Raw genomic sequence first — 26,185 nt, 5'->3', positions numbered from 1 at the left:
ATATATCGCGAAACCCGTCATTCACCCAGAACGCCGCCAATTGTCGGGACAGTTCATAGAAGGAATGGCGCAGAACGACCAGTCCCCTCCTCCACATCCCGCCCGGCCTTGCCAGAGGTCCGCACCGTAAGGCCGTTCACCTTCACAGAACCGGACACCGCACCCCACGCCGCCCCTGTGGCCATACGTTCCGCTATCGGTGCATTACTCGGTGAATTACCTGTGAACCAGATGCAACGGAAGCACCCCTTGAGAGCGTCTAGATCATGCGAGTGAGGGCAAGGTAAGGGCCGCGCTAACGCAATCCTTACCTTCCACGGGGTAGTTCATTATTCTCACCCGCGGTCACGGATGCTTCCCGGCCGAGATGGCACATGGGATACGAGGGGCATGTCCATGACCGCATGATTTGAGGGGTCTTCGGGGTGTTGACGAGGGGACGCAAGGCCGTCGCACGTGGGGCGGTGAAGCTGCTCGACCTGGTGAACGCGCGGCGGGCGCGGAAGGCTCCGCCACGGAGCACTCGATCGGTGCACATTCTGCTTTTGCACGCCTACGGGATGGGCGGCACGATCCGCACCGTGCTCAACCTGGCCGCCTACCTGGCGCGCGAGCACGACGTGGAGATCGTCAGCCTGACCCGCACCAACGAGGAGCCGTTCTTCCCGATGCCGCCCGGTGTGCGGCTGCGCTTCCTGGACGACCGCATCGCCCCCCGAGGACGGCTCGCCGAGTTCCTCGCCCGGCGTCCGAGCAGGTTGGTCCCCGAGGAGGAGAAGGCCTACCTCAACATGAGCCTTCTGACCGATCTGCGGCTGGCCCGCTACCTGCGCTCGCTGCGGGGCGGGGTGGTCATCGGCACGCGGCCGGCCTTCAACCTGGCCATGGGCCTGTTCGCGCCGCCGGAGGTGCTCACCATCGGCCAGGAACACGTCACCCTGGAGTCGCACGGCCCGCAGCTCCAGACCCAGATCAAGAGGCGCTACGGCAAGCTCGACGCCTTCACCACGCTCACCAGGGCCGATCTGAAGGAGTACACCAGGTTACTGAAGGGGAACCCGCCCGGGCGTCTGCTGCGCATCCCCAACGCCATCCCCGACTTGGCCGGCGAGGTGTCCTCCCTGGAGGAGAAGGTGGTCGTCGGCATCGGCCGCGTCGTGTGGGCCAAGGGCTTCGACCGCCTGGTCAACGCCTGGAAGAGCGTCGCCGAGACCCACCCCGACTGGGTGCTGCGCATCTACGGCGGCGGCACCCCCGAACGCGAGGAGAAGCTGCGCGACCGCATCGACGCGGCGGGGCTGTCGGACAAGGTCTTCCTCATGGGCAGCACCCCCGAGATCGGCGTCGAGCTGTCCAAGGCGTCGATCTACGCCGTCAGCTCCCGCTACGAGGGATTCGGCATGACCATCCTGGAAGCGATGAGCAAGGGCGTGCCGGTGGTCAGCTTCAACTGCCCGCACGGCCCCAAGGAGATCATCACCGACGGCCACGACGGGCTTCTCGTCCGGTCCAAGAAGGCCGCCGCGCTGGCGGCCGGCATCTGCCGCCTGATCGAGGACCAGGAACTGCGGCGCGAGATGGGCGCCAACGCGCTCAAGACCGCCGCGTCCTACGACATGGAGGTGATCGGCGCCCAGTGGACGGCCCTGCTGGCCGAACTGGACGAGCGCCGGCCGCAGCCCGAGTGCTCCCTCGGCACGCCGGTCTGACCCCGCCCTGACGCCCCGGAACCGGCCCCGCGGGCGCCGGCGTCGCGCACCGGCGTCGCGCGGCGGTGTCCACCGAACGGAGGACACGGGGTCGGTTGTCCGGTGGTGCCGCGCGGGGTCCGGGCGGACGATGCTCGAGGGCATGACGCAGACAGCTGTGAGGGTCCGCGGGCTGACCAAGCGCTACGGCGAGGTCCGGGCGGTGGACGGCATCGACCTGGACATCGCCGCGGGAGAGGTGTTCGCCATCCTCGGCCCGAACGGCGCGGGCAAGTCCACCACGGTCGAGATCCTGGAGGGGTACCGCAAGCGGGACGCGGGCGAGGTCACCGTGCTCGGCGCCGACCCCGGCCATCCCACCCGGCAGTGGCGGAGCCGGGTCGGCATCGTCCTGCAGACCTCCAACGACACCGCCGAGCTGACGGTGCGCGAGACCGTCCGCCACTTCGCCGGCTACTACCCCGGCGCCCGGGACCCCGACGAGGTGATCGCCCGGGTCGGGCTGGCTGAGCAGGCCGGCAAGCGCATCAGGCAGCTCTCCGGCGGCCAGCGGCGCCGCGTCGACGTGGCGCTCGGCGTCGTCGGCCGCCCGGAGCTGCTGTTCCTCGACGAGCCGACGACCGGCTTCGACCCCGAGGCGCGGCGCACGTTCTGGGAGCTGATCGAGGACCTGGCCCGCGACGGCACGACGATCGTGCTGACCACCCACTATCTGGACGAGGCCGAGGCGCTGGCCGACCGGGTGGCGGTGATCGCCAGGGGCCGCATCGTGGCGCAGGACCGCCCCTCCACCCTCGGCGGCCGGGCCGCCGCCCGCGCGACGGTGGGCTGGCTGGAGGACGGCGAGCGCCGGCACCTGGAGACCGGCACGCCGACCGCGACCATTCTGAAGCTCACCGGCCGGTTCGGCGGCGAGGTCCCCGAGCTGACCGTGACCCGACCGTCCCTGGAGGACGTCTACATGAACCTCATCGCGGAGACGACCCGATGACCGACGCCGTCACCGCCCCCACCGCGGCCGCTCCCCCGGCCGCACCGCCCCGCCTGCCCTCGGCGCTCGCGCTCGGCTGGTCCAGGGCCGGCGTGGAGACCCGGATGTTCTTCCGCGAGAGGGACGCCGTCGTCTTCACCTTCGCCTTCCCGATCGTGCTGCTGGCGATCTTCGGCTCCATCTTCTCCGACCGGCTCGGGGGCACCTCCATCACCGCCTCCCAGCTCTACACCGCGGGGCTCATCGGCGCGGGGGTCATGGCCGCGAGCTTCCAGAACCTCGGCATCGGCATCGCCGTCGACCGCGACGACGGCACGCTGAAGCGCCTGTCCGGCACTCCCATCCCGCACAGCGCCTACTTCGTCGGCAAGATCCTGCAGGTGCTCCTGGTGGCCTTCCTGGAGGTCGCGATCCTGCTGGCCATCGGCGTGGCCGCCTACGACGTGCGCCTGCCCTCCGACCCGGTCCGCTGGGCGACCTTCGCCTGGGTCTTCGTGCTCGGCATCACCGCCTCCTCGCTGCTCGGCATCGCGGTCAGCGGCCTGCCGCGTTCGGCCCGCAGCGCCTCGGCGGTGATCAGCCTGCCGTTCGTGGTGCTGCAGTTCATCTCAGGGGTCTACATCCCCTTCACGCAGTTGCCGCAGTGGCTGGTCGGAATCTCCTCCTTCTTCCCGCTGAAATGGATGTGCCAGGGCTTCAGATCGGTCTTCCTGGGCGATTCGGGGGCCGCCCTGGAGATCACGGGCACCTACGAACTGGACCGCGTGGCCATGGTCCTGGCAGCGTGGGTCGTCGGAGGTCTTGCCCTGTGCCTGATGACGTTCCGCTGGAAGAGCCGCCGCGACGGATGACGCGACGGACTCTCACCGGCCTTCTCCCCACCCGCCCGGGCGGCCCGCCCCCTGACCGCCTCACGATGCCGCTCCCCGGCGGCCCCGTGGACACCTCCCCCGGCCGCCCCGTGGACACATCCCCCGGCGGCCGCGCGGTCACGGCCCCGGGCGGGCCGGCGGTCACGGCCGGCCCCAGACCCGGCGCGTCGGGCGGCGCGAACGGGCCGGTGGCCAACGCCTGGCAGATCCTGCGCGGGTGGGAGGCGCTCTATCTGCTCGCGTTCGTGGTGACCCTCGCGCTGGTGATCATGGACAGGCGCGCGGGGGACGCCGCCAAAGCCGTGGCCATCGGCTCCCTGTGCGCGTGCGCCGTCGCCTACGTGCTCGTCGGGCGGCGCGCGCTCAAGGCCCAGCGTCACTACGGCCGTTTCGGGTTGCTCTACGCCGGCTTCGCGATCGTGACGTTCGTCCCCGCCACGGTGATCGCCCCACCGTCGACGTTCGCCCTGTTCGCCCTGTGCCCGCAGATGTTCATGGCGCTGCCCGTGCGGTGGGCGGTCACCACCGTGCTGTTGCTGAACACGGCTCCGGCGATCCGCTTCGTCATGACGCCCGGCGTCCGCATGGACGACCTGGTCGGCTTCGTGGCCTCCGGCGTGGTGGCGGCGGTCTTCTCGATCATCGCCGGGCGGTGGATCACCCGCATCGTCAACCAGAGCGCCGACCGGGCCGAGCTGATCGAGGAGCTGTCGGCCAGCCGGGCCGAGGTGGAGCGGCTCTCGCGCGAGCGCGGCGCCCTGGCCGAGCGCGAACGGCTGGCCGGGGACATCCACGACACCCTCGCCCAGGGCTTCACCAGCATCATCATGCTGCTCCAGGCGGCGGAGGCGCAGCCCGACCCTTCCCGGCACCTGGCGCTGGCCATGCGCACCGCCCAGGAGGGCCTGGACGAGGCGCGAGGGCTGATCACCGTCCTGCGGCCGCCTCCGCTGGACGGGTCGAGCATGGAGGAGGCTCTAGGCCGCATCGCCTCGCGCGTCGGCGAAGAGCTCGGCATCCCGCTGTCCTTCGGCGTCGAGGGCCGTTCACGGGCGCTGCCGCCCGGCGCGGAGGTCGTGCTGATCCGCGCGGCGCAAGAGGGGCTGGCCAACGTGCGCAAGCACGCCGGGGCCGCGTCGGCCGCGCTCGGACTGACCTATCTCGACCAGGAGGTGGTCCTGCGCGTGAGCGACGACGGGACGGGGTTCGACGGCCTGTCCCCCTCCGCCGGGTTCGGCCTGCGCGCCATGCGGGGCCGCGTCGAGCAGGCGGGCGGCACCGTGGACCTGGACACCGCTCCCGGGCGCGGCACCACGCTCACCGTCCGGCTCCCCCAGAAGGGCGGCATCGAGTGATACGCGTGCTGATCGTCGACGACCATCCGGTGGTCCGTGAGGGCCTGCGGGGCATGCTGGAGGCCGATCCCGGCATCGAGGTGGCGGGCGAGGCCGGCTCGGGTCGCGAGGCGGTGGTGTGCGCCCGCGAGCTGTCCCCGGACGTGATCCTCATGGATCTGCGCATGCCCGGCGGCGACGGCGCCGGTGCCATCCCGGCGATCCTGGCCGCCCGCCCGGAGACCCGGGTGATCGTCCTGACGACCTACGAGACCGACCAGGACATCGTGCGCGCGGTCGAGGCCGGCGCGGCGGGCTACCTGCTGAAGGACACCTCGCGGGCCGACCTGGTCGCGGCCGTCTTCGGCGCGGCCCGGGGCGAGACCGTGCTGTCGCCGGCCGTGGCGACCAGGCTGGTGACCCGCATGCGGGCGCCGGCCGCCGAGTCGCTGTCGCCCAGGGAGACCGAGGTGCTGGCCTTGGTGGCGCGCGGCCTCACCAACGCCGAGGTGGGCAGGGAGCTGTTCATCAGCGAGACGACGGTGAAGACGCACCTGCTGCGGATCTTCGGCAAGCTGGGCGTCTCCGACCGCACCGCCGCCGTCACCACCGCACTCACCCGCGGCCTCCTCTAGCCCCGCACCGGCCCCTTGGGGCACAGGCGCGAAGCCGCCCGGACACGGGTGCGACACGGACACGGAGCCGACCGGGATGGGGGCGACACGGACGCGGAGCCGACCCGGGCGCTGGCGCGGATCCGGCCGGGCACAGGAGCGACACGGACGCGGAACAATGTTCGGGGCAGATGGTATCCGGTGTGGCGGCGCGGCTAAGGTGACCACAGGTCCCGGGTAGGGACCAGCGTGGTCCCGGACGGGCGCATCCGGGCGCGAGCGCGGCCGTGAGGCCCGAGGAGGAGACGCCATGACAACCGCCACCGAGCAGGCCGCCTTCGACTCACTGAACCCCGCTACGGGCGCCGTCGTCGGCACCCACCCGCGGCACGACGCCGAGGCCGTCCACGCGGCCGTGGAGCGCGCCGGAGAGGCGGCCCGCTGGTGGGCGGGGCTGGGCTTCGAGGCGCGCAGGCGCCGGCTGCTCGACTACAAGGCGGTGCTCGTCGCCAATCTCGGCCGCATCGCCGACCTCGTCCAGCAGGAGACCGGCAAGCCGATCGGCGACGCCACGCTGGAGACGGTGCTGACGATCACCCACCTCGACTGGGCGGCGCGCAACGCCCGCAAGGTCCTCAGCCGGCGCCGCGTCTCGCCGGGCCTGCTCGGCGCCAACCTCGCCGCCACCCTGGAGTACCTGCCCCTCGGCGTGGTCGGGGTGATAGGGCCGTGGAACTACCCCGTCTTCACCCCGATGGGGTCGATCTCCTACGCCCTCGCCGCGGGGAACGCCGTGGTGTTCAAGCCCAGCGAGCTCACCCCCGGCGTCGGCGTGCTGCTGGCGGAGCTGTTCCGCCAGAGCGTGCCCGAGCACGAGGTGTTCCAGGTGGTCACCGGGCTCGGCGACACCGGAGCGGCGCTGGCCGCCGACCCCGGCGTCCGCAAGATCGCTTTCACCGGCTCGACGGCCACCGCCAAGCGGGTCATGGCCGCCTGCGCGGCCAACCTCACGCCGATGGTGGCCGAGTGCGGCGGCAAGGACGCGCTCATCGTGGACGCGGACGCCGACGTCGCCGCCGCGGCCGACGCCGCGCTGTGGGGGGCGATGTCCAACGCCGGGCAGACCTGTGTGGGCGTCGAGCGCGTGTACGTGGTCGAGGGGGTCTACGACGCCTTCATGCGCGAGCTCACCGAGCGGGCGCGGGCGGTGCGCACCGGTGAGGACTACGGGCCGATCACCATGCCGGCCCAGACCGAGGTGATCCGGCGGCACGTCGACGACGCCCTCGCCAAGGGCGGCACGGCCGTCGTCGGCGGCGCCGAGTCCGTGCGGCCCCCTTACGTCGATCCCGTGGTGCTGACGGACGTGCCGGAGGACTCCAGCGCGGTGCGCGAGGAGACGTTCGGGCCGACGGTCACCGTGCGCAAGGTCGCGAGCGCCGAGGAGGCGATGCGCAGGACCAACGCGGTCTCCTACGGCCTGGGAGGCACGGTCTTCTCGGGCAACGCGCGGCGGGCCATGGAGCTGGCGCGGGCGATGCTCAGCGGGATGACGGCGATCAACTCGGTCATCTCGTTCGCGGGTGTGCCGTCGCTGCCCTTCGGCGGCGTGGGCGACTCGGGGTTCGGGCGCATCCACGGCGCGGACGGGCTGCGCGAGTTCGCCCGGCCGAAGGCCATCGCCCGCCAGCGGTTCCCGTTGCCCGGGATGACCATCACCTCCTTCCGCCGGACCCCCGCGGAGATGGACCGCCTTGTGAAGCTGATCACATTCCTGCATGGTCGACGCAGAAGGTAGTTGTCCTGATACTTCCAGAAAAACGATCTTGCGTCCATAATGATGGGTTCCTACGGGGCCAGCAGGACGCGAGGTGAGCAGTGGCGACCGGACGCGACTACCGCGGAATGACAGCGGAGCAGCGATTAGCCGACCGCAGAGAACGGCTGCTGACCGCCGCCTACACGCTGTTCGCCGGCGCGGGCTTCACCGCGACCACGATCGAGCGGCTGTGCGCCTCGGCGCGCATCTCCAACCGTGCTTTCTATGAATGTTTCACGGGACGCGAAGATCTTATGCGCGCCGTGTACGACCGTTGCGTCGAGGAGACCATCCTCGCGGTCTCCAAGGCCATCGGCGAGGCGCCGCCCGACCCCGACAGCCGGATCTGCGCGGGCATCAGGGAGTACATCACCTTCGTCACCCGGGACCTGCGCCGCGCCCGCATCATGCACCTTGAGGTGCGGCGGGCGGGCGACATCCTCACCGCCCACCGGCAGCGCGCGGTCAAGGGCTTCACCGAGATCATCGAACAGAGCCTGGGAGACCTGCCGGACGGCCTGCCGAACCTGACCCACCTGCTCGCCCTCGGGGTCGTAGGCGCGCTGCAGGAGCTGCTGATCGAGTGGGTGCTGGCCGAGGAACGCCCGCCCCTGGACCACCTCATCGAGACGGCCGTCCACATCTTCCGCCGCTCGTTCGGCACCTGAGCGCCCGGCGAACGCCCGAGCCGTGCCCGCCCGGCCCCCCCCGACCCGCTCTCTTGCCCAGGCGCCCGGGCCCGTCGGCCCCGACGCGCGGCGGACGCGTGACCAGGCCACCGAAGAGTGACCAGGCCACCCACGCGCGACCAGGCCACCGACGCGTGACTAGGCCACCGCGGCCACGGGCAACTCGACTCGCAGGACCCGGTGCAACCGGGTGATGGCGAGCACCCGCATGACCCGCGGCGGCACTCCCCGCAGGACAAGGCGGCGACCCGCGCGTAGCGCACGGCGATGCGTGCCGACGAGAACGCCCAGGCCGGCCGAGTCGATCATCTCCAGGCCGGAGAGATCGACGAACATGTCACCCTCGCCGCTCTCGACCGCCTCGTGCAGGCGCGGCCGCAGCTCCGCGACGGTACCCACATCGAGCCGGGACCCGACGTGGACCTCCTGGCAACCCGGACCCATCCGGCCTCGCATGCCGCCTCCTCATGTCCGGCGACCTGTCGAGGCCGCATCGTCTCCCTGCCCGCTTCGGCGCCCCCCATGCCTCGATCCTGGTCAAACCGCACGTCGCGGGCGTCCGGCCGAGCACCGCCGCACGCGCGCGGCCCGCGCGGGCATGCGGATCGGGCACCCGGATTACGCTGGGCGGCATGACGCGAGCTGACAACGACAAGCCGGTCGTCCTCTCCAAGATCTACACGCGCACGGGAGACGACGGCAGCACGAACCTCGGCGACATGAGCCGCACGCACAAGACCGACCCCCGGCTCGCCGCCTACGCCGACGTCGAGGAGGCCAACGCCGCGATCGGCGTCGCCATGGCCATGGGAAACCTGCCCGCCGAGGTCGCCGAGGTGCTGTCCCGCGTGCAGAACGAGCTGTTCGACGTCGGAGCCGACCTGTGCACGCCGGTCACGCCCGACCCGGAGTTCCCGCCGCTGCGCGTCGAGCCGTCGTACGTCGAGTGGCTGGAAGCCCAGTGCGACCGGTTCAACGAGCGGTTGAAGCCCCTGCGCAGCTTCATCCTTCCCGGCGGCACCCCCGGCACGGCGCTCATGCACGTGGCCCGTACCGTCGTCCGGCGGGCCGAGCGCACGGCCTGGGCGGCCCTCGCGGCCCACGACGACGTCAACCCGCTGACCGCGACCTACCTCAACCGCCTGAGCGACCTGATGTTCATCCTGTGCCGCATCACCGCGGACGGCACCGAACTCCTCTGGAAACCCGGCGCCACCCGCTGACCCCTCCCCCCCGTCAAGACGACCACAGCCCCATCCCTCAAGGCACTCCGAGCCCGTCGAGCGCTTCCAGCGGATCGGCCACAAGAAGCACAGCTCGGGGCGCGGCGGTGCTGTGAGGAGGAGAGAGCGAGTGCGAGGTACGAGTGCTCGTGAACGACGACGAACAGCGCCGCCTCAAGGGCGCCCCGAGCCGCCGAGCGGAGCGAGGCCAAGAAGCACAGCTCGGGGCGCGGCGGTGCTGTGAGGAGGAGAGAGCGAGTGCGAGGTACGAGCGCTCGTGAACGACGACGAAGAGCGCCGCCTCAAGGGCGCCCCGAGCCCGCCGAGCGGAGCGAGGCCAATAAGCACAGCCAGACTAGGCAGCGTCGAGGTGGGCGCTGGGAGGGGCGGACTCGACCCAGGCGAGGAAGCCGGTGAGGGCGTCCTCGCTCATGGCGAGGGACACGCCCGCGCAGTCGACGGTCCAGTAGCCGGCGGGGCCCTCGTCGCCGGCGAGGGGGCGGCGGGTGGAAACGGTGAGGCCGCGCCTCGCGATAGCGTGGCGCGGCCTCAGTCGCAGTCCCAGGAAAGGGATCCAATGGAGCTCTCCGCCCGCGTAGCGGGCCACTCCACTCCTCCATGCGCGGTCTTTGGTCCGCAGACTACATACGACGTTCCCGCGGGATCGTGCCAGCAGCACCCCGCGCAGAACGATCAGGGCGGCGATGACCACAACGCTCACCAGTATGTCAAGCGCCGCCATTGCCGCCCCCACGTTCATGTCGGTGTATTTATCAGACCTCTTCGCCGGCCGCACGCAGCCGGGCCCGAGCACGTTTGGCCTCGATCTGGGCCTCGGCGTCCTCGTTGTCGGCCTCGACGGAGGCGAGCGCCCGCTGGAGCGCGTCGCGCGCCGACGCGACGTCCACCTCGGAGCCGAGCTCGGCCGTCTCGGCCAGCACCGACACGTCGTTGTTGGCCACCGAGATGAAACCGCCGTGCACGGCGGCGATGACGTCGTCACCGTCGCCGCGCCGGATGCGCAGGACGCCGCCCTCGACGAGGACACCGAGCACGGGCGCGTGATTCGGCATAATACCGATCTCGCCGTCCACGGTCTTGGCAATCACCATGTCGGCCTCGCCGGACCAGATCTCACGTTCCGGCGACACCACTCCGATGCGGAGCTTTGCCATCACACACCTTCCTCGAATGCCGGTACGGCGCGGCCGTACCGGCATTCCGTCGTCAGCGGGCCAGTTCCTTGGCCTTGGCGATGGCCTGGTCGATGCCGCCGACCATGAAGAACGCCTGCTCGGGCAGGTGGTCGTACTCGCCCTCGCACAGACCCTTGAAGGAGTGGATGGTCTCCTCGACCGGCACGAACTCTCCCGGCTGGCCGGTGAACGCCTCGGCGGCGTACATCGGGTGGGACAGGAAGCGCTCGATGCGGCGGGCCCGCTGCACGGTGACGCGGTCCTCTTCGGAGAGCTCGTCGATGCCCAGGATGGCGATGATGTCCTGCAGTTCCTTGTACTTCTGCAGGATGCGCTTGGTCTCCTGGGCGACCCGGTAGTGCTCCTCGCCGACGACCTGCGGGTCGAGGATGCGGGAGGTGGAGTCGAGCGGGTCCACCGCGGGGTAGATGCCCTTCTCCGAGATCGGCCGGGACAGAACGGTCTGCGCGTCGAGGTGCGCGAACGCGTTGTGCGGGGCCGGGTCGGTGATGTCGTCCGCGGGGACGTAGATCGCCTGCATGGAGGTGATCGAGTGACCGCGGGTCGAGGTGATGCGCTCCTGGAGAACGCCCATCTCGTCGGCCAGCGTCGGCTGGTAACCCACGGCGGAGGGCATGCGGCCGAGCAGCGTCGACACCTCGGAACCGGCCTGGGTGAACCGGAAGATGTTGTCGATGAACAGCAGCACGTCCTGCTTCTGGACGTCGCGGAAGTACTCGGCCATGGTGAGGGCCGACAGGGCGACGCGCAGGCGGGTGCCCGGCGGCTCGTCCATCTGGCCGAACACCAGGGCGGTGTCCTTCAGGACGTCCGCCTCGTCCATCTCCAGCCACAGGTCGTTGCCCTCGCGGGTGCGCTCGCCGACGCCGGCGAACACCGACGTGCCGGAGAACTTCAGCGCGACGCGGCGGATCATCTCCTGGATGAGGACGGTCTTGCCGACGCCGGCGCCGCCGAACAGGCCGATCTTGCCACCCTTGACGTACGGGGTGAGCAGGTCGATGACCTTGATGCCGGTGGGCAGCATCTCGGTGCGCGACTCGAGCTGGTCGAAGGCGGGCGACGGGCGGTGGATGCCCCAGCGCTCGCTGACCTGCAGGGACGCCTTGTCGGTGTCCAGCGGCTCGCCGAGCGCGTTCCACACGTGGCCCTTGACGACGTCGCCGACCGGCACCGAGATGGGGCCGCCGCTGTCGGTGACGGCGGCGCCGCGCACCAGGCCGTCGGTGGGCTGCATGGAGATGGCGCGGACCAGGTTGTCGCCGAGGTGCTGGGCGACCTCCAGGGTCAGCGTCCTGGACTGCTCGCCGAGGGCGACCTCGGTGGTCAGGGCGTTGTAGATTTCCGGCATGGCCTCGACGGGGAACTCCACGTCGACGACGGGACCCGTGACGCGGGCCACACGACCTACGGCGGTCGCGACGGTCTCAACAGTCATTGTGGTTTCTCACTCTTTCCCCGCAGAGGCGTCGGCGAGCGCGTTCGCTCCACCGACGATCTCGCTGATTTCCTGGGTGATCTCGGCCTGACGAGCCTGGTTCATCTGCTGGGTGAACACGCGGATGAGCTCGTTGGCGTTGTCGGTCGCCGACTTCATCGCCCGGCGACGCGAGGCGTGCTCCGAGGCGGCCGACTGCAGCAGCGCGTTGAAGATGCGCGACTCGATGTAGCGGGGAAGGAGCTGGTTGAGCACCTCGCCCGCGGTCGGCTCGAACTCGTAGTACGGCAGCGGACCCTCGGCCGGCTCTTCGGTGGTCTCTTCCACCTCGAGCGGCAGGATGCGCTTGACCTGCACCTCTTGCGTCAGCATCGAGACGAACCCGGTGTAGACGACGTGGATCTCGTCGATGCCGTTCTCGTCCTCGAACGCCGAGACCAGCGCGCCGGCGATCTCCTTGGCGTGGGCGTAGGCGGGGCTGTCGGAGAAGCCCGACCATTCCCCGCTCATCTCCCGGCTGCGGAAGCGGTGCCAGGTGATGCCCTTGCGCCCGACGACGAACGGCTTGATCTCGATGCCGCGGCCGCGCAGGTGACCGGCCAGCGCCTCGGCCTCGCGCAGGATGTTGGCGTTGAAGCCTCCGGCGAAGCCGCGGTCGCTGGTGACGATCAGCACGCCCGCCGTGGACGGCCGCTCCTTGGCGACCGTCAGCGGGTGGTCGATGTCGGCGCTGTTGCTCAGGACGGCCGACACCGCGCGAGTGATCTCGCGCTCGTACGGGACGGCCGCCTCCATGCGCTGCTGCGCCTTGATGATGCGGGACGAGGCGATGAGCTCCTGGGCGCGCGTGATCTTCGCCGTGGACCTGACCGACCGGATCCGCCGCCGCAGCAGTCTTAGCTGGGCACCCATGGGCTACTTCTTCTCGGTCGGGCGGACGTGCTTCACGATCTTCTCCTGGCCGACCTCGTCCGCGCTCAGGGCCTCGACGGGCTCGTCCTGCACCAGCATCTCACCGGAGGAGGTCTGGAAGCCCTTCTTGAACTCGGTGATCGCGTCCTTGAGGGTGGTGACGGTGTCGTCGCCGAGCTCCCTGGTCTCCCGGATGGCGTCCAGGACGCCCTTGTAGGAGGTGGAGAGGGTCTCCAGGAACTCGGTCTCGAAGCGCCGGATGTCCTCGAGCGGGACGTCGTCCAGCTCGCCGCTGGTGCCGGCCCAGACCGAGACGACCTCCTTCTCCACCGGGAACGGCGTGTACTGGGGCTGCTTGAGCAGCTCGACCAGACGGGCGCCGCGCTCGAGCTGGGCGCGGGAGGCCGCGTCCAGGTCGGAGGCGAAGGCCGCGAAGGCCTCCAGGTCGCGGTACTGCGACAGCGACAGGCGCAGCGTGCCGGCGACCTTGCGCATCGCCTTGATCTGCGCCGAGCCGCCGACTCGGGACACCGAGACACCGACGTTGATCGCCGGGCGGACGCCCGAGTTGAACAGGTCGGTCTCCAGGAAGCACTGACCGTCGGTGATGGAGATCACGTTGGTCGGGATGAACGCCGAGACGTCGTTGCCCTTGGTCTCGATGATCGGCAGACCGGTCATCGAGCCGGCGCCGAGGTCGTCCGACAGCTTGGCGCAGCGCTCCAGCAGACGGGAGTGCAAGTAGAAGACGTCGCCGGGGAACGCCTCGCGGCCCGGCGGACGGCGCAGCAGCAGGGACACGGCGCGGTAGGCGTCGGCCTGCTTGGTCAGGTCGTCGAACACGATGAGCACGTGCTTGCCCTGGTACATCCAGTGCTGGCCGATGGCCGAACCGGTGTAGGGCGCCAGGTACTTGAAGCCGGCCGGGTCGGAGGCCGGGGCGGCGACGATGGTGGTGTACTCCATCGCGCCCGCCTCCTCCAGGCGTGCCCGGACCTGCGCGATCGTCGAGCCCTTCTGGCCGACCGCGACGTAGACGCAGCGGACCTGCTTGGTCGGGTCGCCGGTGGCCCAGTTCTCGCGCTGGTTGAGGATGGTGTCCACGGCGATCGCGGTCTTGCCCGTGCCGCGGTCGCCGATGATCAGCTGGCGCTGGCCGCGGCCGATCGGCGTCATGGCGTCGATCGCCTTGAGGCCGGTCTGCAGCGGCTCCTTCACCGGCTGGCGCTGGACGACGGAGGGGGCCTGCAGCTCGAGCGGACGACGCCGCTCGGCCTCGATGGCGCCCTTGCCGTCGAGCGGGTTGCCCAGCGGGTCGACCACGCGGCCGAGGAAGCCGTCGCCGACCGGCACGGACAGGACCTCGCCCGTCCGGCGGACCGACTGGCCCTCCTCGACGCCGCTGAACTCGCCCAGGATGACCGCGCCGATCTCGCGGACATCCAGGTTCAGCGCCAGACCGCGCGTACCGTCCTCGAACTCCAGCAGCTCGTTCGCCATCGCGGAAGGAAGGCCGGAGATGTGGGCGATGCCGTCGCCGGCGTCGACGACGGTCCCGATCTCCTCGCGCGCGGCGCCTTCCGGCTCGTACGCCTGAACGAAGCGCTCAAGCGCGTCCCGGATCTCGTCCGGCCGGATCGTCAGCTCCGACATCTCTCTTCAGTCTCCCTAATCATCGGCCGCCCTGACACTGCTAGCCGGCCAACCGGCGGCGGACTTCTTCAATACGTCCTGCGATCGTGGTGTCGATCAGCTCGTCGCCGAGCCGGACCGAGAACCCACCGAGCACCCGCGGGTCCACCTCGGTGTTGAGGTGGACGTCCCGTCCATAGGTGGTGCGCAACCAGGCGGTGAGGCGCTGCTTCTGCGCGTCGGTCAGCGGGACCGCGCTGCGCACCACGGCGACAAGTTGCTGCCGCTGCTCCGCCACGAGCTGGCCGTACTCCTCCAGCCCACGTTCCAAACTACGTCCTCGCGGGTGCAGCACGAGCTGCGTGACCAGGCGCAGGGACGTCGGCGCCACCCTGTCGCGCAGCAGGTCGGCGACCAGCCCCCGCTTGGCGTCCGCCGGGACGGCGGGGTCGACCAGCGCCATGCGCAGCGCGGGGTTGGCCTCGACGATGCGGCCGAAGCGGAACAGCTCGTCTTCGACGTCGTCGAGCCTGCTCGCCGACTCGGCCTCGGCGGCCGAGGCGATGACGCTGAGCCGCTCCAGGGCGTCCGACAGGTCGGGCGACCTGGACCACCGCGCCGAGACGGCCGCGATGACGGTCTCCAGCGCGGCGTCGGCGATCTTGCCGCCGAGCAGGCCGCGGACGACCTCGGCCTTGCGCTCCACCGGGCGGGCCGGGTCGGCGAGGTTGCGCCGCAGCCCGTGCTCGTTGTCGAGCAGGACGGCGACCGCGCCGAGATCCTGCGCCAGCCGGCCGAGGTCTGCCGAGGCCGCGACCGCGTTGAAGCGCTCCTCGACCTCGGCGAACGAACTACGGCTCAGGCCCCTCATCAGCGCACCGCCGCCTCGCCGGCGGACTCCAGCTCATCGAGGAAGCGGTCCACGACGCCGCTCTGCCGGGCCTGGTCCTCCAGCGACTCGCCGACGATGCGGCTCGCCAGCTCGATGGACAGGCGGCCGAGCTCGGCGCGCAGCTGGGTGAAGGCCTGCTGGCGGTCGGCCTCGATCTGGGCGTGCGCCGCCTCGATGAGACGGCGCGCCTCGGCCTGGGCCTCCTCGCGCAGCTCGGCCTTGATCTGCGCGGCCTGCTCGCGGGCCTCCTCGCGCATGCGGGCGGCCTCGTGACGGGCCTCGGCCAGCTTGGCCCGGTAGTCCTCCAGCGTCTGCTGGGCTTCGGCCTGGGCCTCCTCGGCCTTCTTGAGGCCGCCTTCGATGGCCTCGGTCCGCATCTCCAGGGTCTTCTGGATGCGGGGCACAAGGAGGCGGCCGATGAAGAACAGAACGACCAGGAACGACACCCCGCCGATGACCATTTCGGCCAGGTCAGGCAGGAGTGGGTTGGTCGCTTCCTCTGCCGCTAGCGCGTACATGAATGCCGCCTTCCTTCAGAGCCGGTCGTCTGTCAGGCCCGGAAGGCGAACGCGAGCGCAATACCGATCAGCGCGAGCGCCTCGGCGAAAACGAAGCCCAGGATCATGTTCTGACGGATCAGGCCGTAGGCCTCCGGCTGGCGGGCGATGGCCTGCACGCCCTGGCCGAAGATGATGCCGATGCCGATGCCGGGGCCGATCGCCGCCAGGCCGTAACCGATGGAACCGAGGTTGCCGGTCACTTCGGCGAGAACAGCAGCAGACATGCGTGGTTTTCCTTTTCTATCGACCAGTGGGTGTGTGCCCACCGGAGGTGTCGGGCGGGGCTAACGGAAGGGGTGCCGCAGAGGGCGGGTCTCAGTGGGCCGGGTGCAGCGCGTCGTTGATGAACATCGCCGCGAGCAGCGCGAAAACGTAGGCCTGCAGCGCCTGGATGAAGATCTCGAAGGCGGTCAGCAGGATGGTCATCGCGACGCCCAGGATGCCGAGCGGCGCGCCGAGCGGAGTCAGGTTGGTGGCCAGGAAGTGCCAGCCGACCTCGGAGAACAGCGCGATGATCAGGTGGCCGGCCATCATGGTGGCGAACAGCCGGACCGCGTGGGTGATGTGGCGCAGGAAGAAGGTCGAGATGAACTCGATGGGCGCGACCAGCACGTAGATCCAGCCGGGCAGCCCGGGGGGGAACATCACGTTCTTGAAGAAGCCGATGGGCCCCTGGTGCTTGATGCCCAGGTACATCACCAGCAGCCAGACGAAGATCGACAGGATCGCCGGGTAGCCGATGCGCGACATCACGGGGAACTGGATGAAGATGACCGACCCGAACAGGTTCATGACCAGCACGAACAGGAACAGGGTGAACAGCAGCGGCATCCAGCGGTCGCTGTCCTTGCCGAGGTTCGGCCGGGCGATCTGCTCGCGGACGAACTGGTAGGCGAGCTCACCGGCGTTCTGGAACCCTCGCGGCACGAGCTTCGGCCGGGAGAACGCGAAATAGGTGAGCACCATGACCAGCAGCGTGCCGACCAGCGCGAGGAGGGCCGGCTTGTTGAACCAGGCCTGACCTTCGACGAGCGGCGGCCAGTCGAAAATGCCGAGCCCCGGAGCCTGGAACTCATCGGAGGCGAGAGGCGTCAGCGTGGCGCTCACTCGTCATTCCCTTCGTCGTGTTGATCGGTCAAGTGGCCATCCGGTGACCTCGCCGCGGACGGGCGGACCGGATGAGAAGTAGAAAGAGGGCGAGGAGGCCAGGGCTCGATGGCTCCGACAGATGTTCCCCAACCTTGTTTACCGCGCACGCGACAATAGCAGGCGCGGCTGTGACTAGTCATATCGAGCCAGCCTCGAGAGATCGTCATCTCGGGGGCCCGACGGTGAGCGGTCGAACCTCGTCTGCCGATGAGAGTGTAAGGGAAGCGGCGGTGCGGAGCATGACGGCTCACCTCTTCTCCTCGACCTGGCCGGGAACTTTGACCTCGGGATCGACATAGAGCATGCGAAGACGCAGGAAACCGCGCGCCTCGCCGATGGTCCAGCAGATGGTGCAGGCGATGACGGTCAGGCTGAACGACTGCGGATCCCACGTGGTGGCGTCGGCGAAGCGTTCGAGCAGCACCGCGAGCAGCAGGATCTTCACCAGGTAGGTGCCCATCGCCGCGGCCATCATGATCGTCGGAGAGATGCGCGCGGCGTAGGCGACGGCGATCAGGCTGATGGTGAAGAAGGCGACCACGACGAGGACCCCGATGCCCGAGCCGAGCGCGCCCTTGGAGCCCGCGAGGAACGCGGCGGCCACCACAGCGATCAGGCCGACCAGAGCCGTCGGGATCACGGCTGCTCTGAGTATTCGGAGATCGTTGTCCTGCATCGGTGCTCCAGGGCATCAGTTGTCAAGCGAGCGATTGCTACCTTACAGGGCTGGCGTTGCCCGGGCCTTGCCGGGCCCACTGCTAGTGAAAGATATCACAAGCTCAGGGAGTGCCGCCTTTACCTGGGCTTTCGTGCAGGTGAACGCCCGGGCGAGAGCAGAAGATGATCTGCGCGCGGGCCCGGATGCAGGCCCGGATGCGGGCCGGGTCAGCCGCTGGTGGCCGTGACGTGGGAAGCGCCTGCCGTCCCGGGCACCGATGGGTCCTCGGCCGCCGGCCCGGCGTCGGGAGCCGGTCCCCGGCGCGTGGCGTGGACGCCGCCACCGCGCCCGCCCCGGCCGGACCGCCACAGGGGAAGGCCCATCATCACCAGCACGGCCAGCGCCAGCAGCACGACGACCGGGAAGACGATCAGCGGCACGCCGCCGACCGACAGACCCACGACCGTCGCGGCGAACAGGAACGTCCACGCGTACATGATCAGCACCGTGCGCCGGTGCGAGTGGCCGACCTGCAGCAGACGGTGGTGCAGGTGGCCGCGGTCGGGCGCGAACGGAGACTTGCCGTAGGACGTGCGCCGCACCACTGCCATGATCAAGTCGGCCAGCGGGAGGACCATCACCGCGAGCGGGAGCAGGATGGGCAGGACGACGGGAAAGCGGTTGATGTCACCGGCCGCCCCGTTGTAGTCGACCGTGCCGGTCACCGTGACGACCGAGGTCGCCAGCACCAGGCCGATCAGCATCGCCCCGGTGTCACCCATGAAGATCTTGGCGGGGTGGAAGTTGTGCGGCAGGAAGCCCAGGCACATGCCGATGAGGATGGCCGTGATGGCCGCCGTGATGCTGAGGCGCCCCTGGTCGAGACTGTCGGTCAGCGCGACGGTCCAGGCGAAGGTCGCCATCGCCGCGATGCACACGATGCCCGCCGCCAGGCCGTCCAGGCCGTCCACGAAGTTCACCGCGTTGATGGCGACGACCACCACCATGATCGTGATGATCGTGGTCAGCGTGTTGTCCAGGCTGACCGTCTGGCCGTTCGGCAGCGGGATCCACAGCAGGGTCAGCTTGAAGGCGACCAGCAGCCCCGCCGCGGCGATCTGGCCGCCGAGCTTGACGAAGGCGTCCATGCCCCACCAGTCGTCCAGGAAGCCGATGACCACGATGACCCCGCCCGCGAGGGCCAGGGCGATGACCGTGTGGCCGTCGCCCATGCGCGGGTCGGCGAGCTTCTCGCCGATGTGGTCCAGCCGGCTCGCCACGAACAGCCCCGCGAGCATGCCGGCGTACATCGCCAGGCCGCCCAGCCGAGGGGTGCGGACGGTGTGCACGTCTCTCTCGCGGATCTCGGGCGCGGCCCCGATGCGCAGGGCGAAAACCCTGACCAGCGGGACCAGCAGGTAGGTGACCACCGCTGCCACCGACGCCATGAGGAGGTATTCGCGCACAGACCCCAGTTTCCCGGATTGTTCGGTCAGATGTGACCGAAAAATTACACAGAACTGCACATTAACCACGTGGATATGCCGGGTGACCCCGCGTGAGCTGCGTCACCCTCTCGGCCACCGACGCTATCGCACCCGGATGACGCACGGCCTGCGCCACCATCGATCCGATCTCCTTCATCTCGCTGACCCCCATGCCCTGCGTCGTCACGCACGGTGTGCCGACCCGGATGCCCGAGGTCACCGTCGGCGGTTCCGGGTCGTAGGGGATCGCGTTGCGGTTGAGGATGATGCCCGCCCGCGCGCAGCTCTGCTCGGCCGCCGCCCCGGTCACCCCGACGCCGCGCAGGTCGATGAGCGCCAGATGGGTGTCGGTGCCGCCGGACACCGGGCGCATGTCCTCGGCCGCCAGCGCGTCGGTCAGCGCGCGGCAGTTCACGATGACCTGCGCGGCGTACGCCCGGAACTCCGGCCGCAGCGCCTCCCCGAACGCCACCGCCTTGGCGGCGACCGCGTGCATCAGCGGGCCGCCCTGGGTGAAGGGGAAGACCGCCCGGTCGATGCGCGAGGCCAGCTCGGAGGTGCACAGGATGCCGCCGCCCCTCGGCCCGCGCATCGCCTTGTGCGTCGTGAACGTCACCACGTCGGCGTGCGGGACGGGCGAGGGCACCGCCCGGCCTGCCACCAGGCCGATGGTGTGCGCGGCGTCCACCAGCAACCACGCGCCCACCTCGTCGGCGATCCCGCGGAACACCGCGTGGTCGATGAGCCGCGGGTAGGCCGTGGCGCCACAAATGATCATCTTTGGCTGGTGCCGCAGCGCGAGATCGCGGACCTCGTCGTAGTCGATCATCTCGGTGTCGCGCCGCACCCCGTAGGCCACCACGTCGAACCAGCGGCCGGAGAAGTTCACCTTGGAGCCGTGGGTGAGGTGGCCGCCGTGCGACAGCGCCATCGCCAGCACCGTGTCCCCCGGCCGGAGCAGCGCGGCGTACGCGGCGAGGTTCGCCGACGCGCCCGAATGCGGCTGGACGTTGACGTGATCTGCTCCGAACAGCGCCTTCGCCCGCTCGATCGCCAGCAGCTCGGCCCGGTCCACCACCTCGCAGCCGCCGTAGTACCGCCTGCCCGGGTAGCCCTCGGCGTACTTGTTGGTCAGCGTGGACCCGAGGGCCGCGATGACGGCGGGCGAGGCGTAGTTCTCGCTGGCGATCAGCTGCAGCCCGCCGCGAATCCGGTCGAGCTCGTCGAGCAGCACCTGCGCCATCTCCGGATCGCGCCGCCGCAACTCCCCGAAGTCGGGCCCGTAGAACTCCCCGTCACCCCGTCCACCCTGAACAGACCCGTCACCCCGTCCACCCTGAGCAGAAGCGCGAGAGCCACCTCCCCCTTGCGACGGATCGCGCTCAGAACGCGCATCGTCGGCTGGGGCGCGACCGGGAGGCGCATCCGCGGCCGAGTCACGGCCAGAGCCCGGATCCTCGACAAGGTCCCGGCCAAGGCCCGCGTCGCCGGCGGGGTCGCGCTCTGGACGCGCGTCGTCGGCGGGGGCGCGATCCGGACGCGCATTCGCGGCGAAGCCTTGGACAGGGCGCGCATCCGGTGCGGAGTCGCGGTCGGGGCGGTCGCCCCGACCGGGTGATTCGTGGTCAGGCCGTCTCGCGTGCATGGCTGGCTCACCACTCCTTCCCCTCGCACGGACCCGTGCGTGGTAAGGACACCGATCTCCCCACTGTAAGCCCGGCTGTAAGCCCGCCCCCATCGCCATCCGCACCCACCGAGGATCGGCGTTCGTCCTGACCGGCCCCGAGCCCGGACCGGCCGGCCGTCCCGACCGACCGGCGGTTCGGATCGGCCCCGGTTCGAATCGGCCCCCGGTTCGGATCGGCCGGCGGTTCGGTTCGGCCGGCGGTTCGGATCGGCCGGCGGTTCTGAGCGGCCGATGGCGTAGGCCGGCGGATGGTCCGAACCGCCGGCGACTCCGAATCACCCGGCAGTGCGGATCGGGCGGCAGCCAGGATCAGCCGATGCCGCGGCGCGGACCGCCGACTCGATCAGCCCATGCCTCGGAGCGACACATGCCTCCGCGTCATTCGAGACCCGGATCGAACGCATGCTCGGGGCAATAACTGAGCGGGTCGGCTACCGAGCGGGTCAGCTGTAGGCGTGTGGGGCGCCGGCCGCGACCGGGACCCAGCGCGGAGTGTCCGCGGCCTGGTCGCTGATCGCCGAGAGCACCGACTGGCGGTACATGCTCAGGCGGTTGCGCCACTCGCTCATGTCCTGGACGTAGCGCTCGGCGACCGGCGCGTCCCAGACATCCCTGCTGCGGGCCATCTGCTGCGCCTTGTCCAGCGAGGTGGTGAGCTGCTCCAGCATCGGCATCACCTGCTGCCACAGGTCGATGAGCTTCTGGTACTCGGGGTTGAACCGCCAGCTCGTCGCCTGCCCGTCCGGGCTGAACGGGTCGGCCGAGCCGGGCGGGCTCTCTCCGGGCTGGAGCGGCTGCGGAGCCGGGGGATCGGCGTACATCTCTGGCGGCCCTCCTTCACGAACCGGACGACGGATCGAACCTGCCCCGCGACGACGAACCGGAATCCCCGTCCTCGTACGGGCTACCGGCCTGGTCCTCATACGGGTCACCAGCCCCATTCTCGTAAGGGTCACCGGCCGCGAACGTGGCGGCGTGCCCTCCGTGGGCGCTGAAATGGCCGTAACGGGCCTCACCTTCCGACGGGGAGTACAGACCCGACCGGACATGCTCACCCGGCTCCACGTGCCCCTGTAGAGCCGCATGGCCACTCTCGGCGACCCCGGAACCCGCCGGACCGGAATTGCCGGAGGACGCCGACGAAGCGGCGTCGGCGGACGAGGCGGGCGAGTCCGGTGGAAGGGGCGCCGACGGCTTGGCCGTATCGGACGGCTCGTTGGGCTGGATGTGGCCGACAGGACCATCCGGGTGCGGATGCCCTGGGTGTGCCCCGTCCGGCGGCACGATCACCGGTTGGTCCATCGGCGGGATCTTGTCCATGTTCTGCACCAGCCAGCGCAGGTACTCCCCGCTCGGCGGCTTCATGGTCACCTCGACGACACGCACCCCGTCGACGTCGATCACCCGCGTCCGTTCCTGCGAGGTGTCGATGTCATGAGGATTGTCCACCTTAGGTGTATCAAGCTGCCCATCCCCCACATCCGGCCCTTGCCCCGGCGCATCAGGCCGCTGATCCACCCCATGCGGCTGCTGATCAAGGCCCGACGGCTGGTGCTGATCAGGAACCGACGGCTGCTGATCCACCGCGTTCGGCTGATGATCCGGAGCCGACGGCTGGTGCTGATCCGGCGCACTCGGCTGCTGCTGCGGCGCATCGGGGCGCTGATCGACCGCGTTCGGCTGCTGGTCCGGCGCACTCGGCTGCTGATCAGGAACCGACGGCTGCTGATCCACCGCGTTCGGCTGATGATCCGGAGCCGACGGCTGGTGCTGATCCGGCGCACTCGGCTGCTGCTGCGGCGCATCGGGGCGCTGATCGACCGCGTTCGGCTGCTGGTCCGGCGCACTCGGCTGCTGATCAGGAACCGACGGCTGCTGATGCACGCCATCCGGCTGCTGATCGGGACCGGGCGACTGCTGCTGCGGCGCGTCAGGCCGCTGATCCACTGTGTGCGGCTGCTGGTCCGGCGCACCCGGTTGTTGGTCGGGGGTCGAGGGCGGCTGATCCTGGACAGGCGACTGGTGCTGTGGCGCGTCGGGACGCTGATCGACCGCGTGCGGCTGCTGGTCGGGAGTGTCGGGCTGCTCGGGAGGAGTGAGGGGAGACTGGCTGTCCGGGCCGGCCTGCGGATTGCCGTCAGTGGGCTCGATGTACTGCGGCTCGCCTCCCTGAGGCCCCGAATCCACACGGGGCGTCGGGTCGTGCTTGGGCACAGGGTCATGCTTAGGCGCGGGGTCGTGCTTGGGCGCGGGGTCGTGTTTCGGCGCGGGGTCGTGCTTGGGCGCGGGGTCGTGTTTCGGCGCGGGGTCGTGCTTGGGCGCGGGGTCGTGTTTCGGCGCGGGGTCATGCTTGGGCGCAGGGTCGTGCTTGGGCGCGGGGTCGTGCCGTGGGGTGGCGTCGGGCTTTTCGGCCTTTGGCGGCTGCTGCTTTTCGGTCTTGTCCTGCTGGTCGGGGTGCGTGTCGACCTTGTGAGTCTTGTCCTGGGTGTCGGACGTCGGCGCATCGTGCTTGTCGGCCTTGGGCGCGTCGTTCTTGTCGTGCTTGTCGTGCTTGAGGGCGTCGTCTTTGTCGATCTTCTCGACCTTCGGCGGGCCGCCCTTCTCGTTCTTGGCCTTGGGGGCGTCGTCCTTGTCGCCCTTGTCGGACGTGGGATGCCCGTCCTGGTCGGCGGTATGGGTCTTGTCGTTCTTGTCGTTCTTGTCGTTCTTGTCGTCGTGTTTGTCGGGAGCCTTCTGGCCCATGTTCTTGGGCCCGGTCACCGTGTCGTTCTGCTTCACCTTCTTCTCGAGCAGGACGACCCGGGCGCTGACATCACGGACGAACGCCTCGCCGGCGTCCGCCACCTGGGCCGGCCGGTACGTGGTCGGCACGGAAAGGCCGGCGGCGCTGGTCAGCTGGGTGACACGGCCCTCGACGCCGCGCATCTGCTTGCCCGCGCGCCCCACTTCGGCCAACAGCTCACGGACCAGCTTGGGGTCCATTCCGTCCAGCTTGCCCATGGGCGTCTCCCGTGGTCGTGACCGCCGCTCCTCTGGTGCGCCTCCAGAGAAGGCTCGCGCCCGCTCGCAGCCATGCTCTCTCGCCATCGGCCGTCGCTCAAGAGCACAGACGCACCTCACGCTACTGAGGCATCTCGACCCCGAGCCCGCACGATAGCCATACGGCATGAGTCACAGCGGTCACAACCCGGCTACCGCCATCACGGACGCTTGTCGGACCGACCTTCGTCGCCCGTGCGCGTCTCCACGCCACCCGTGATCGCCCTGTCGCTCTTGGCGGTGTCGTCACTCTTGAGGGTGTCGTCGGGCTTCACGGTCTCGTCGGGCTTGGCGGTCAGGCCGGACTTGGCCGTCTCTGCGGGCTCGACGGTCTCCTCCGGCCTGACGGCCGCCTCGACCTCGGCGCCGTCGCCCGGCTTCACCGTCTCGTCCGGCTTCGCGATCTCGTCCCGCTTCACGGTCTCGCCGGGCTTCTCGGTCTCAACGGACGCGGCGGTGACGTCGTCGGACGTGACGGCGTCGTCGGGCTTCGCCGTCTTGTCGGATGTGACGATCTCGCCGGGCTTGGCCGTGTCTTCCGGCTCGGCATCGCCGGTGGGCTCGGCGGCCTCGGCGAGAGCCTGCCGCGCGCCCGTCAGGCCGGAGACGTCGGTGTCAGGGGCCGCGTCGGTGGCGACGTACCCGATGACGCCGCGCAGCTTCTCCACCGGGATGGCGCCCTGGCGCAGCACCCGCGGGACGGCCGTCGTCAGGTCGATGATCGTCGAGGGCGTGGTGTCGGCGCAGGCGCCGCCGTCGAGATAAACCGCGACGGACTCCCCGAGCTGCTCCTCGGCGTCGGCGGCGGTCGTCGCGGGCGGCGCGCCCGACCGGTTGGCGCTGCTGACCGCCATCGGACCGGTCTCCTTGAGCAGCTCAAGGGCGACGACGTGCAGCGGCATGCGCACCGCCACGGTGCCCTTGGTCTCGCCGAGGTCCCAGTTGAGGGAGCGGCTCGCCCGGCAGATGATCGTCAGGGGCCCGGGCCAGAAGGTGTCGATGAGGTCCTGCCCGTAGGTGCCGAGGTCCTCGATGAGGGCGGTGGCGGCGCGTACGGTGCCGACCAGGACGGGAACGGGCATGTCTCTGCCGCGGCCCTTGGCCTCGAGGAGGGCATTGACGGCAAAGGGCGTGAAGGCGTCGGCCCCGATGCCGTAGACGGTGTCCGTCGGGATCACCACCAGCTCACCGGCCCGGATGGCGGACGCGGCGTCGGCGATGCCCGCGGCGCGCTGCTCGGCGGTGGAACAGTCATAACGTCGGCTCACGACTTGTCATCCTCCCACGTGGGCGGGCCGGTCTGAGCCGGGATCCCCCGCCCCGCAATCATTCCTGGCCGTAGCGGGCCGTGACGAACCGGTCGCGGCCGGCCAGGTCGGCGTGGTCGCGCGCGTCCCGCCAGCCGCGGTCTTCCGAGAACACCAGATAGACGGCCGAGCCCTGCTGGTCGGCGTGCTCCACCGCGACCAGGCCGCCCGGCCGCAGCAGGCGCCGGGCCGTGCGCTCGACGGCCCGGACCTCGTCCAGTCCGTCCTCCCCCGAGCCGTACAAGGCCCGCGAGGGGTCGTAGTCGCGCACCTCGGGGTCGCGCGGCACAGCCCCCGGCGGGATGTAGGGCGGGTTGGAGACGACCAGATCCACCTGGCCGTTCAGCTCGGGAAGGCAGTCGGCGAGGTCCTCCGGGTGCAGGGAGACCCGTCCTTGCCCGTGCTCGACGATGTTGCGCTTCGCCCACCCGTAGGCCACGGGATCGACCTCGACGGCGTGCACCTGCGCGAGGGCGACCTCCTGCGCGATCGACAGGGCGATGGCGCCCGACCCCGTGCCGAGGTCGACGACGAGGGGCGATGCCACGTCCATCTCGCGGAGCCGGTCGATGGCCCAGCCCGCCACCACCTCGGTCTCGGGACGCGGCACGAACACCCCTGGGCCCACCTCAAGCGACAGGTAGCGGAAGTAGGCCCGGCCGGTGATGTGCTGAAGCGGCTCGCGGGCCTCCCGCCGCGCGATGCCCTCCCAGAAGAGCGCGTCGAACTCCGAATCGGGCACCGTGTGGAGCTGGCCGCGCCGCACGCCGTGGACGAACGCGGCGATCTCCTCGGCGTCGGTGCGCGGTGAGGGCACCCCCGCCTCGGCGAGCCGGGCGGTGGCGAGGGCTATCTCGTCCATCAGCAGCGTCATGGGAGTTTTCGTGAAGGGCGTCGGCGGTGTCGTGGTCGCGTCCGGCTGCGTGCCGGGGGGCGGGGCGGGCGAGGTCACGTGG

At 70.2% G+C, this 26,185-nt stretch carries 24 protein-coding genes and 1 pseudogene; 8 read left to right on the top strand and 17 right to left on the bottom strand.

Annotation, left to right across the window (positions count from 1 at the left end):
- The first annotated feature begins 530 nt into the window (after positions 1 to 530).
- The 7 genes from ABZU32_RS03475 (at position 531) to ABZU32_RS03445 (ending at position 8,007) form a co-directional block, all read left to right on the top strand.
- The gene (locus tag ABZU32_RS03475; protein ID WP_354916534.1) at positions 531 to 1,709 is read left to right on the top strand and encodes a glycosyltransferase family 4 protein; all 1,179 of its coding nucleotides are present in this window, start codon (positions 531 to 533) and stop codon (positions 1,707 to 1,709) included.
- 142 nt (positions 1,710 to 1,851) lie between these two features.
- On the top strand, positions 1,852 to 2,700 hold the full coding sequence (locus ABZU32_RS03470) for an ABC transporter ATP-binding protein (RefSeq protein WP_354916531.1): 849 nt from the start codon (positions 1,852 to 1,854) through the stop codon (positions 2,698 to 2,700).
- A complete protein-coding gene (locus ABZU32_RS03465; protein WP_354916528.1) occupies positions 2,697 to 3,551 on the top strand; it encodes an ABC transporter permease in 855 nt (284 codons plus the stop codon). Before ABZU32_RS03470 ends, ABZU32_RS03465 begins: the two co-directional genes overlap by 4 nt.
- Positions 3,548 to 4,927 (top strand): sensor histidine kinase, encoded by a 1,380-nt coding sequence (locus ABZU32_RS03460; RefSeq protein WP_354916524.1) that lies wholly within the window; start codon positions 3,548 to 3,550, stop codon positions 4,925 to 4,927. The genes ABZU32_RS03465 and ABZU32_RS03460 overlap by 4 nt, the downstream gene beginning before the upstream one ends.
- A complete protein-coding gene (locus tag ABZU32_RS03455) occupies positions 4,924 to 5,541 on the top strand; it encodes a response regulator transcription factor (protein ID WP_354841874.1) in 618 nt (205 codons plus the stop codon). The genes ABZU32_RS03460 and ABZU32_RS03455 overlap by 4 nt, the downstream gene beginning before the upstream one ends.
- A 289-nt stretch (positions 5,542 to 5,830) precedes the next feature.
- The gene (locus ABZU32_RS03450) at positions 5,831 to 7,318 is read left to right on the top strand and encodes an aldehyde dehydrogenase family protein (protein ID WP_354916520.1); all 1,488 of its coding nucleotides are present in this window, start codon (positions 5,831 to 5,833) and stop codon (positions 7,316 to 7,318) included.
- Positions 7,319 to 7,398: 80 nt separating this feature from the next.
- Positions 7,399 to 8,007: a TetR/AcrR family transcriptional regulator gene (locus ABZU32_RS03445; RefSeq protein ID WP_354841868.1), complete on the top strand. Its 609-nt coding sequence runs from the start codon at positions 7,399 to 7,401 to the stop codon at positions 8,005 to 8,007.
- A 159-nt stretch (positions 8,008 to 8,166) separates the two neighbouring features.
- On the opposite strand, the gene ABZU32_RS03440 is transcribed toward ABZU32_RS03445, so the two are convergent.
- Positions 8,167 to 8,484, bottom strand: coding sequence for an STAS domain-containing protein (locus ABZU32_RS03440; RefSeq protein WP_354916517.1), 318 nt, complete (start codon positions 8,482 to 8,484; stop codon positions 8,167 to 8,169).
- Between the two features lie 176 nt (positions 8,485 to 8,660).
- Here ABZU32_RS03440 and ABZU32_RS03435 point away from each other — a divergent pair, with 176 nt between their 5' ends.
- Positions 8,661 to 9,251, top strand: coding sequence for a cob(I)yrinic acid a,c-diamide adenosyltransferase (locus ABZU32_RS03435; protein WP_354916514.1), 591 nt, complete (start codon positions 8,661 to 8,663; stop codon positions 9,249 to 9,251).
- Between the two features lie 355 nt (positions 9,252 to 9,606).
- Here ABZU32_RS03435 and ABZU32_RS03430 read toward each other — a convergent pair whose 3' ends face one another.
- The 16 genes and pseudogenes from ABZU32_RS03430 to prmC form a co-directional block, all read right to left on the bottom strand.
- Complete coding sequence (locus ABZU32_RS03430; protein WP_354916511.1) at positions 9,607 to 9,972, bottom strand: DUF2550 domain-containing protein; 366 nt, start codon at positions 9,970 to 9,972, stop codon at positions 9,607 to 9,609.
- Positions 9,973 to 10,024: 52 nt separating this feature from the next.
- Positions 10,025 to 10,426, bottom strand: coding sequence for a F0F1 ATP synthase subunit epsilon (locus tag ABZU32_RS03425; RefSeq protein WP_354916508.1), 402 nt, complete (start codon positions 10,424 to 10,426; stop codon positions 10,025 to 10,027).
- 52 nt (positions 10,427 to 10,478) lie between these two features.
- Entirely contained in the window at positions 10,479 to 11,906 is a 1,428-nt protein-coding gene (atpD, locus tag ABZU32_RS03420; protein WP_354841854.1) for a F0F1 ATP synthase subunit beta, read from the bottom strand.
- A 9-nt stretch (positions 11,907 to 11,915) separates the two neighbouring features.
- Entirely contained in the window at positions 11,916 to 12,818 is a 903-nt protein-coding gene (locus ABZU32_RS03415) for a F0F1 ATP synthase subunit gamma (RefSeq protein ID WP_354916505.1), read from the bottom strand.
- Positions 12,819 to 12,821: 3 nt separating this feature from the next.
- Positions 12,822 to 14,471 (bottom strand): F0F1 ATP synthase subunit alpha, encoded by a 1,650-nt coding sequence (gene atpA, locus ABZU32_RS03410; RefSeq protein ID WP_354841849.1) that lies wholly within the window; start codon positions 14,469 to 14,471, stop codon positions 12,822 to 12,824.
- Positions 14,472 to 14,511: 40 nt separating this feature from the next.
- Positions 14,512 to 15,321 (bottom strand): F0F1 ATP synthase subunit delta, encoded by an 810-nt coding sequence (locus ABZU32_RS03405; protein WP_354841847.1) that lies wholly within the window; start codon positions 15,319 to 15,321, stop codon positions 14,512 to 14,514.
- On the bottom strand, positions 15,321 to 15,860 hold the full coding sequence (locus ABZU32_RS03400) for a F0F1 ATP synthase subunit B (RefSeq protein WP_354841844.1): 540 nt from the start codon (positions 15,858 to 15,860) through the stop codon (positions 15,321 to 15,323). Before ABZU32_RS03400 ends, ABZU32_RS03405 begins: the two co-directional genes overlap by 1 nt.
- 32 nt (positions 15,861 to 15,892) lie before the next feature.
- On the bottom strand, positions 15,893 to 16,126 hold the full coding sequence (gene atpE, locus ABZU32_RS03395) for an ATP synthase F0 subunit C (protein ID WP_354841841.1): 234 nt from the start codon (positions 16,124 to 16,126) through the stop codon (positions 15,893 to 15,895).
- A gap of 91 nt (positions 16,127 to 16,217) precedes the next feature.
- A complete protein-coding gene (gene atpB / locus ABZU32_RS03390; protein ID WP_354841838.1) occupies positions 16,218 to 17,009 on the bottom strand; it encodes a F0F1 ATP synthase subunit A in 792 nt (263 codons plus the stop codon).
- 289 nt (positions 17,010 to 17,298) lie between these two features.
- Positions 17,299 to 17,727 (bottom strand): hypothetical protein, encoded by a 429-nt coding sequence (locus tag ABZU32_RS03385; RefSeq protein WP_354841835.1) that lies wholly within the window; start codon positions 17,725 to 17,727, stop codon positions 17,299 to 17,301.
- Positions 17,728 to 17,936: 209 nt separating this feature from the next.
- Positions 17,937 to 19,175 (bottom strand): MraY family glycosyltransferase, encoded by a 1,239-nt coding sequence (locus tag ABZU32_RS03380; RefSeq protein ID WP_354916502.1) that lies wholly within the window; start codon positions 19,173 to 19,175, stop codon positions 17,937 to 17,939.
- Between the two features lie 61 nt (positions 19,176 to 19,236).
- Entirely contained in the window at positions 19,237 to 20,460 is a 1,224-nt protein-coding gene (glyA, locus tag ABZU32_RS03375; RefSeq protein WP_354841830.1) for a serine hydroxymethyltransferase, read from the bottom strand.
- 866 nt (positions 20,461 to 21,326) lie between these two features.
- Positions 21,327 to 21,704, bottom strand: a complete 378-nt coding sequence (locus tag ABZU32_RS03370) for a hypothetical protein (protein ID WP_354841827.1) — start codon at positions 21,702 to 21,704, stop codon at positions 21,327 to 21,329.
- A 16-nt stretch (positions 21,705 to 21,720) separates the two neighbouring features.
- On the bottom strand, positions 21,721 to 23,883 hold the full coding sequence (locus tag ABZU32_RS03365) for a hypothetical protein (RefSeq protein WP_354916499.1): 2,163 nt from the start codon (positions 23,881 to 23,883) through the stop codon (positions 21,721 to 21,723).
- Between the two features lie 674 nt (positions 23,884 to 24,557).
- Positions 24,558 to 25,190 (bottom strand): annotated as a pseudogene (locus ABZU32_RS03360) (L-threonylcarbamoyladenylate synthase); the annotation flags it as partial.
- A gap of 58 nt (positions 25,191 to 25,248) precedes the next feature.
- Entirely contained in the window at positions 25,249 to 26,103 is an 855-nt protein-coding gene (gene prmC / locus ABZU32_RS03355) for a peptide chain release factor N(5)-glutamine methyltransferase (RefSeq protein ID WP_354916496.1), read from the bottom strand.
- Between the last annotated feature and the right edge of the window lie 82 nt (positions 26,104 to 26,185).

Source organism: Sphaerisporangium sp. NPDC005288 (genome assembly GCF_040607475.1).
Taxonomy (GTDB): domain Bacteria; phylum Actinomycetota; class Actinomycetes; order Streptosporangiales; family Streptosporangiaceae; genus Sphaerisporangium; species Sphaerisporangium rhizosphaerae.
This window is presented reverse-complemented; position numbering and strand designations above follow the sequence as displayed.

Bases quoted from the DNA above. Each gene is read 5' to 3' on its own strand.
- ABZU32_RS03470 (WP_354916531.1), top strand. From the start codon at position 1,852: ATGACGCAGACAGCTGTGAGGGTCCGCGGGCTGACCAAGCGCTACGGC.
- ABZU32_RS03465 (WP_354916528.1), top strand. From the start codon at position 2,697: ATGACCGACGCCGTCACCGCCCCCACCGCGGCCGCTCCCCCGGCCGCA.
- ABZU32_RS03460 (WP_354916524.1), top strand. From the start codon at position 3,548: ATGACGCGACGGACTCTCACCGGCCTTCTCCCCACCCGCCCGGGCGGC.
- ABZU32_RS03450 (WP_354916520.1), top strand. From the start codon at position 5,831: ATGACAACCGCCACCGAGCAGGCCGCCTTCGACTCACTGAACCCCGCT.
- ABZU32_RS03440 (WP_354916517.1), bottom strand. From the start codon at position 8,484: ATGCGAGGCCGGATGGGTCCGGGTTGCCAGGAGGTCCACGTCGGGTCC.
- ABZU32_RS03435 (WP_354916514.1), top strand. From the start codon at position 8,661: ATGACGCGAGCTGACAACGACAAGCCGGTCGTCCTCTCCAAGATCTAC.
- ABZU32_RS03425 (WP_354916508.1), bottom strand. From the start codon at position 10,426: ATGGCAAAGCTCCGCATCGGAGTGGTGTCGCCGGAACGTGAGATCTGG.
- atpD (WP_354841854.1), bottom strand. From the start codon at position 11,906: ATGACTGTTGAGACCGTCGCGACCGCCGTAGGTCGTGTGGCCCGCGTC.
- ABZU32_RS03415 (WP_354916505.1), bottom strand. From the start codon at position 12,818: ATGGGTGCCCAGCTAAGACTGCTGCGGCGGCGGATCCGGTCGGTCAGG.
- atpA (WP_354841849.1), bottom strand. From the start codon at position 14,471: ATGTCGGAGCTGACGATCCGGCCGGACGAGATCCGGGACGCGCTTGAG.
- ABZU32_RS03405 (WP_354841847.1), bottom strand. From the start codon at position 15,321: ATGAGGGGCCTGAGCCGTAGTTCGTTCGCCGAGGTCGAGGAGCGCTTC.
- ABZU32_RS03400 (WP_354841844.1), bottom strand. From the start codon at position 15,860: ATGTACGCGCTAGCGGCAGAGGAAGCGACCAACCCACTCCTGCCTGAC.
- atpE (WP_354841841.1), bottom strand. From the start codon at position 16,126: ATGTCTGCTGCTGTTCTCGCCGAAGTGACCGGCAACCTCGGTTCCATC.
- ABZU32_RS03385 (WP_354841835.1), bottom strand. From the start codon at position 17,727: ATGCAGGACAACGATCTCCGAATACTCAGAGCAGCCGTGATCCCGACG.
- ABZU32_RS03370 (WP_354841827.1), bottom strand. From the start codon at position 21,704: ATGTACGCCGATCCCCCGGCTCCGCAGCCGCTCCAGCCCGGAGAGAGC.
- ABZU32_RS03365 (WP_354916499.1), bottom strand. From the start codon at position 23,883: ATGGGCAAGCTGGACGGAATGGACCCCAAGCTGGTCCGTGAGCTGTTG.
- prmC (WP_354916496.1), bottom strand. From the start codon at position 26,103: ATGACGCTGCTGATGGACGAGATAGCCCTCGCCACCGCCCGGCTCGCC.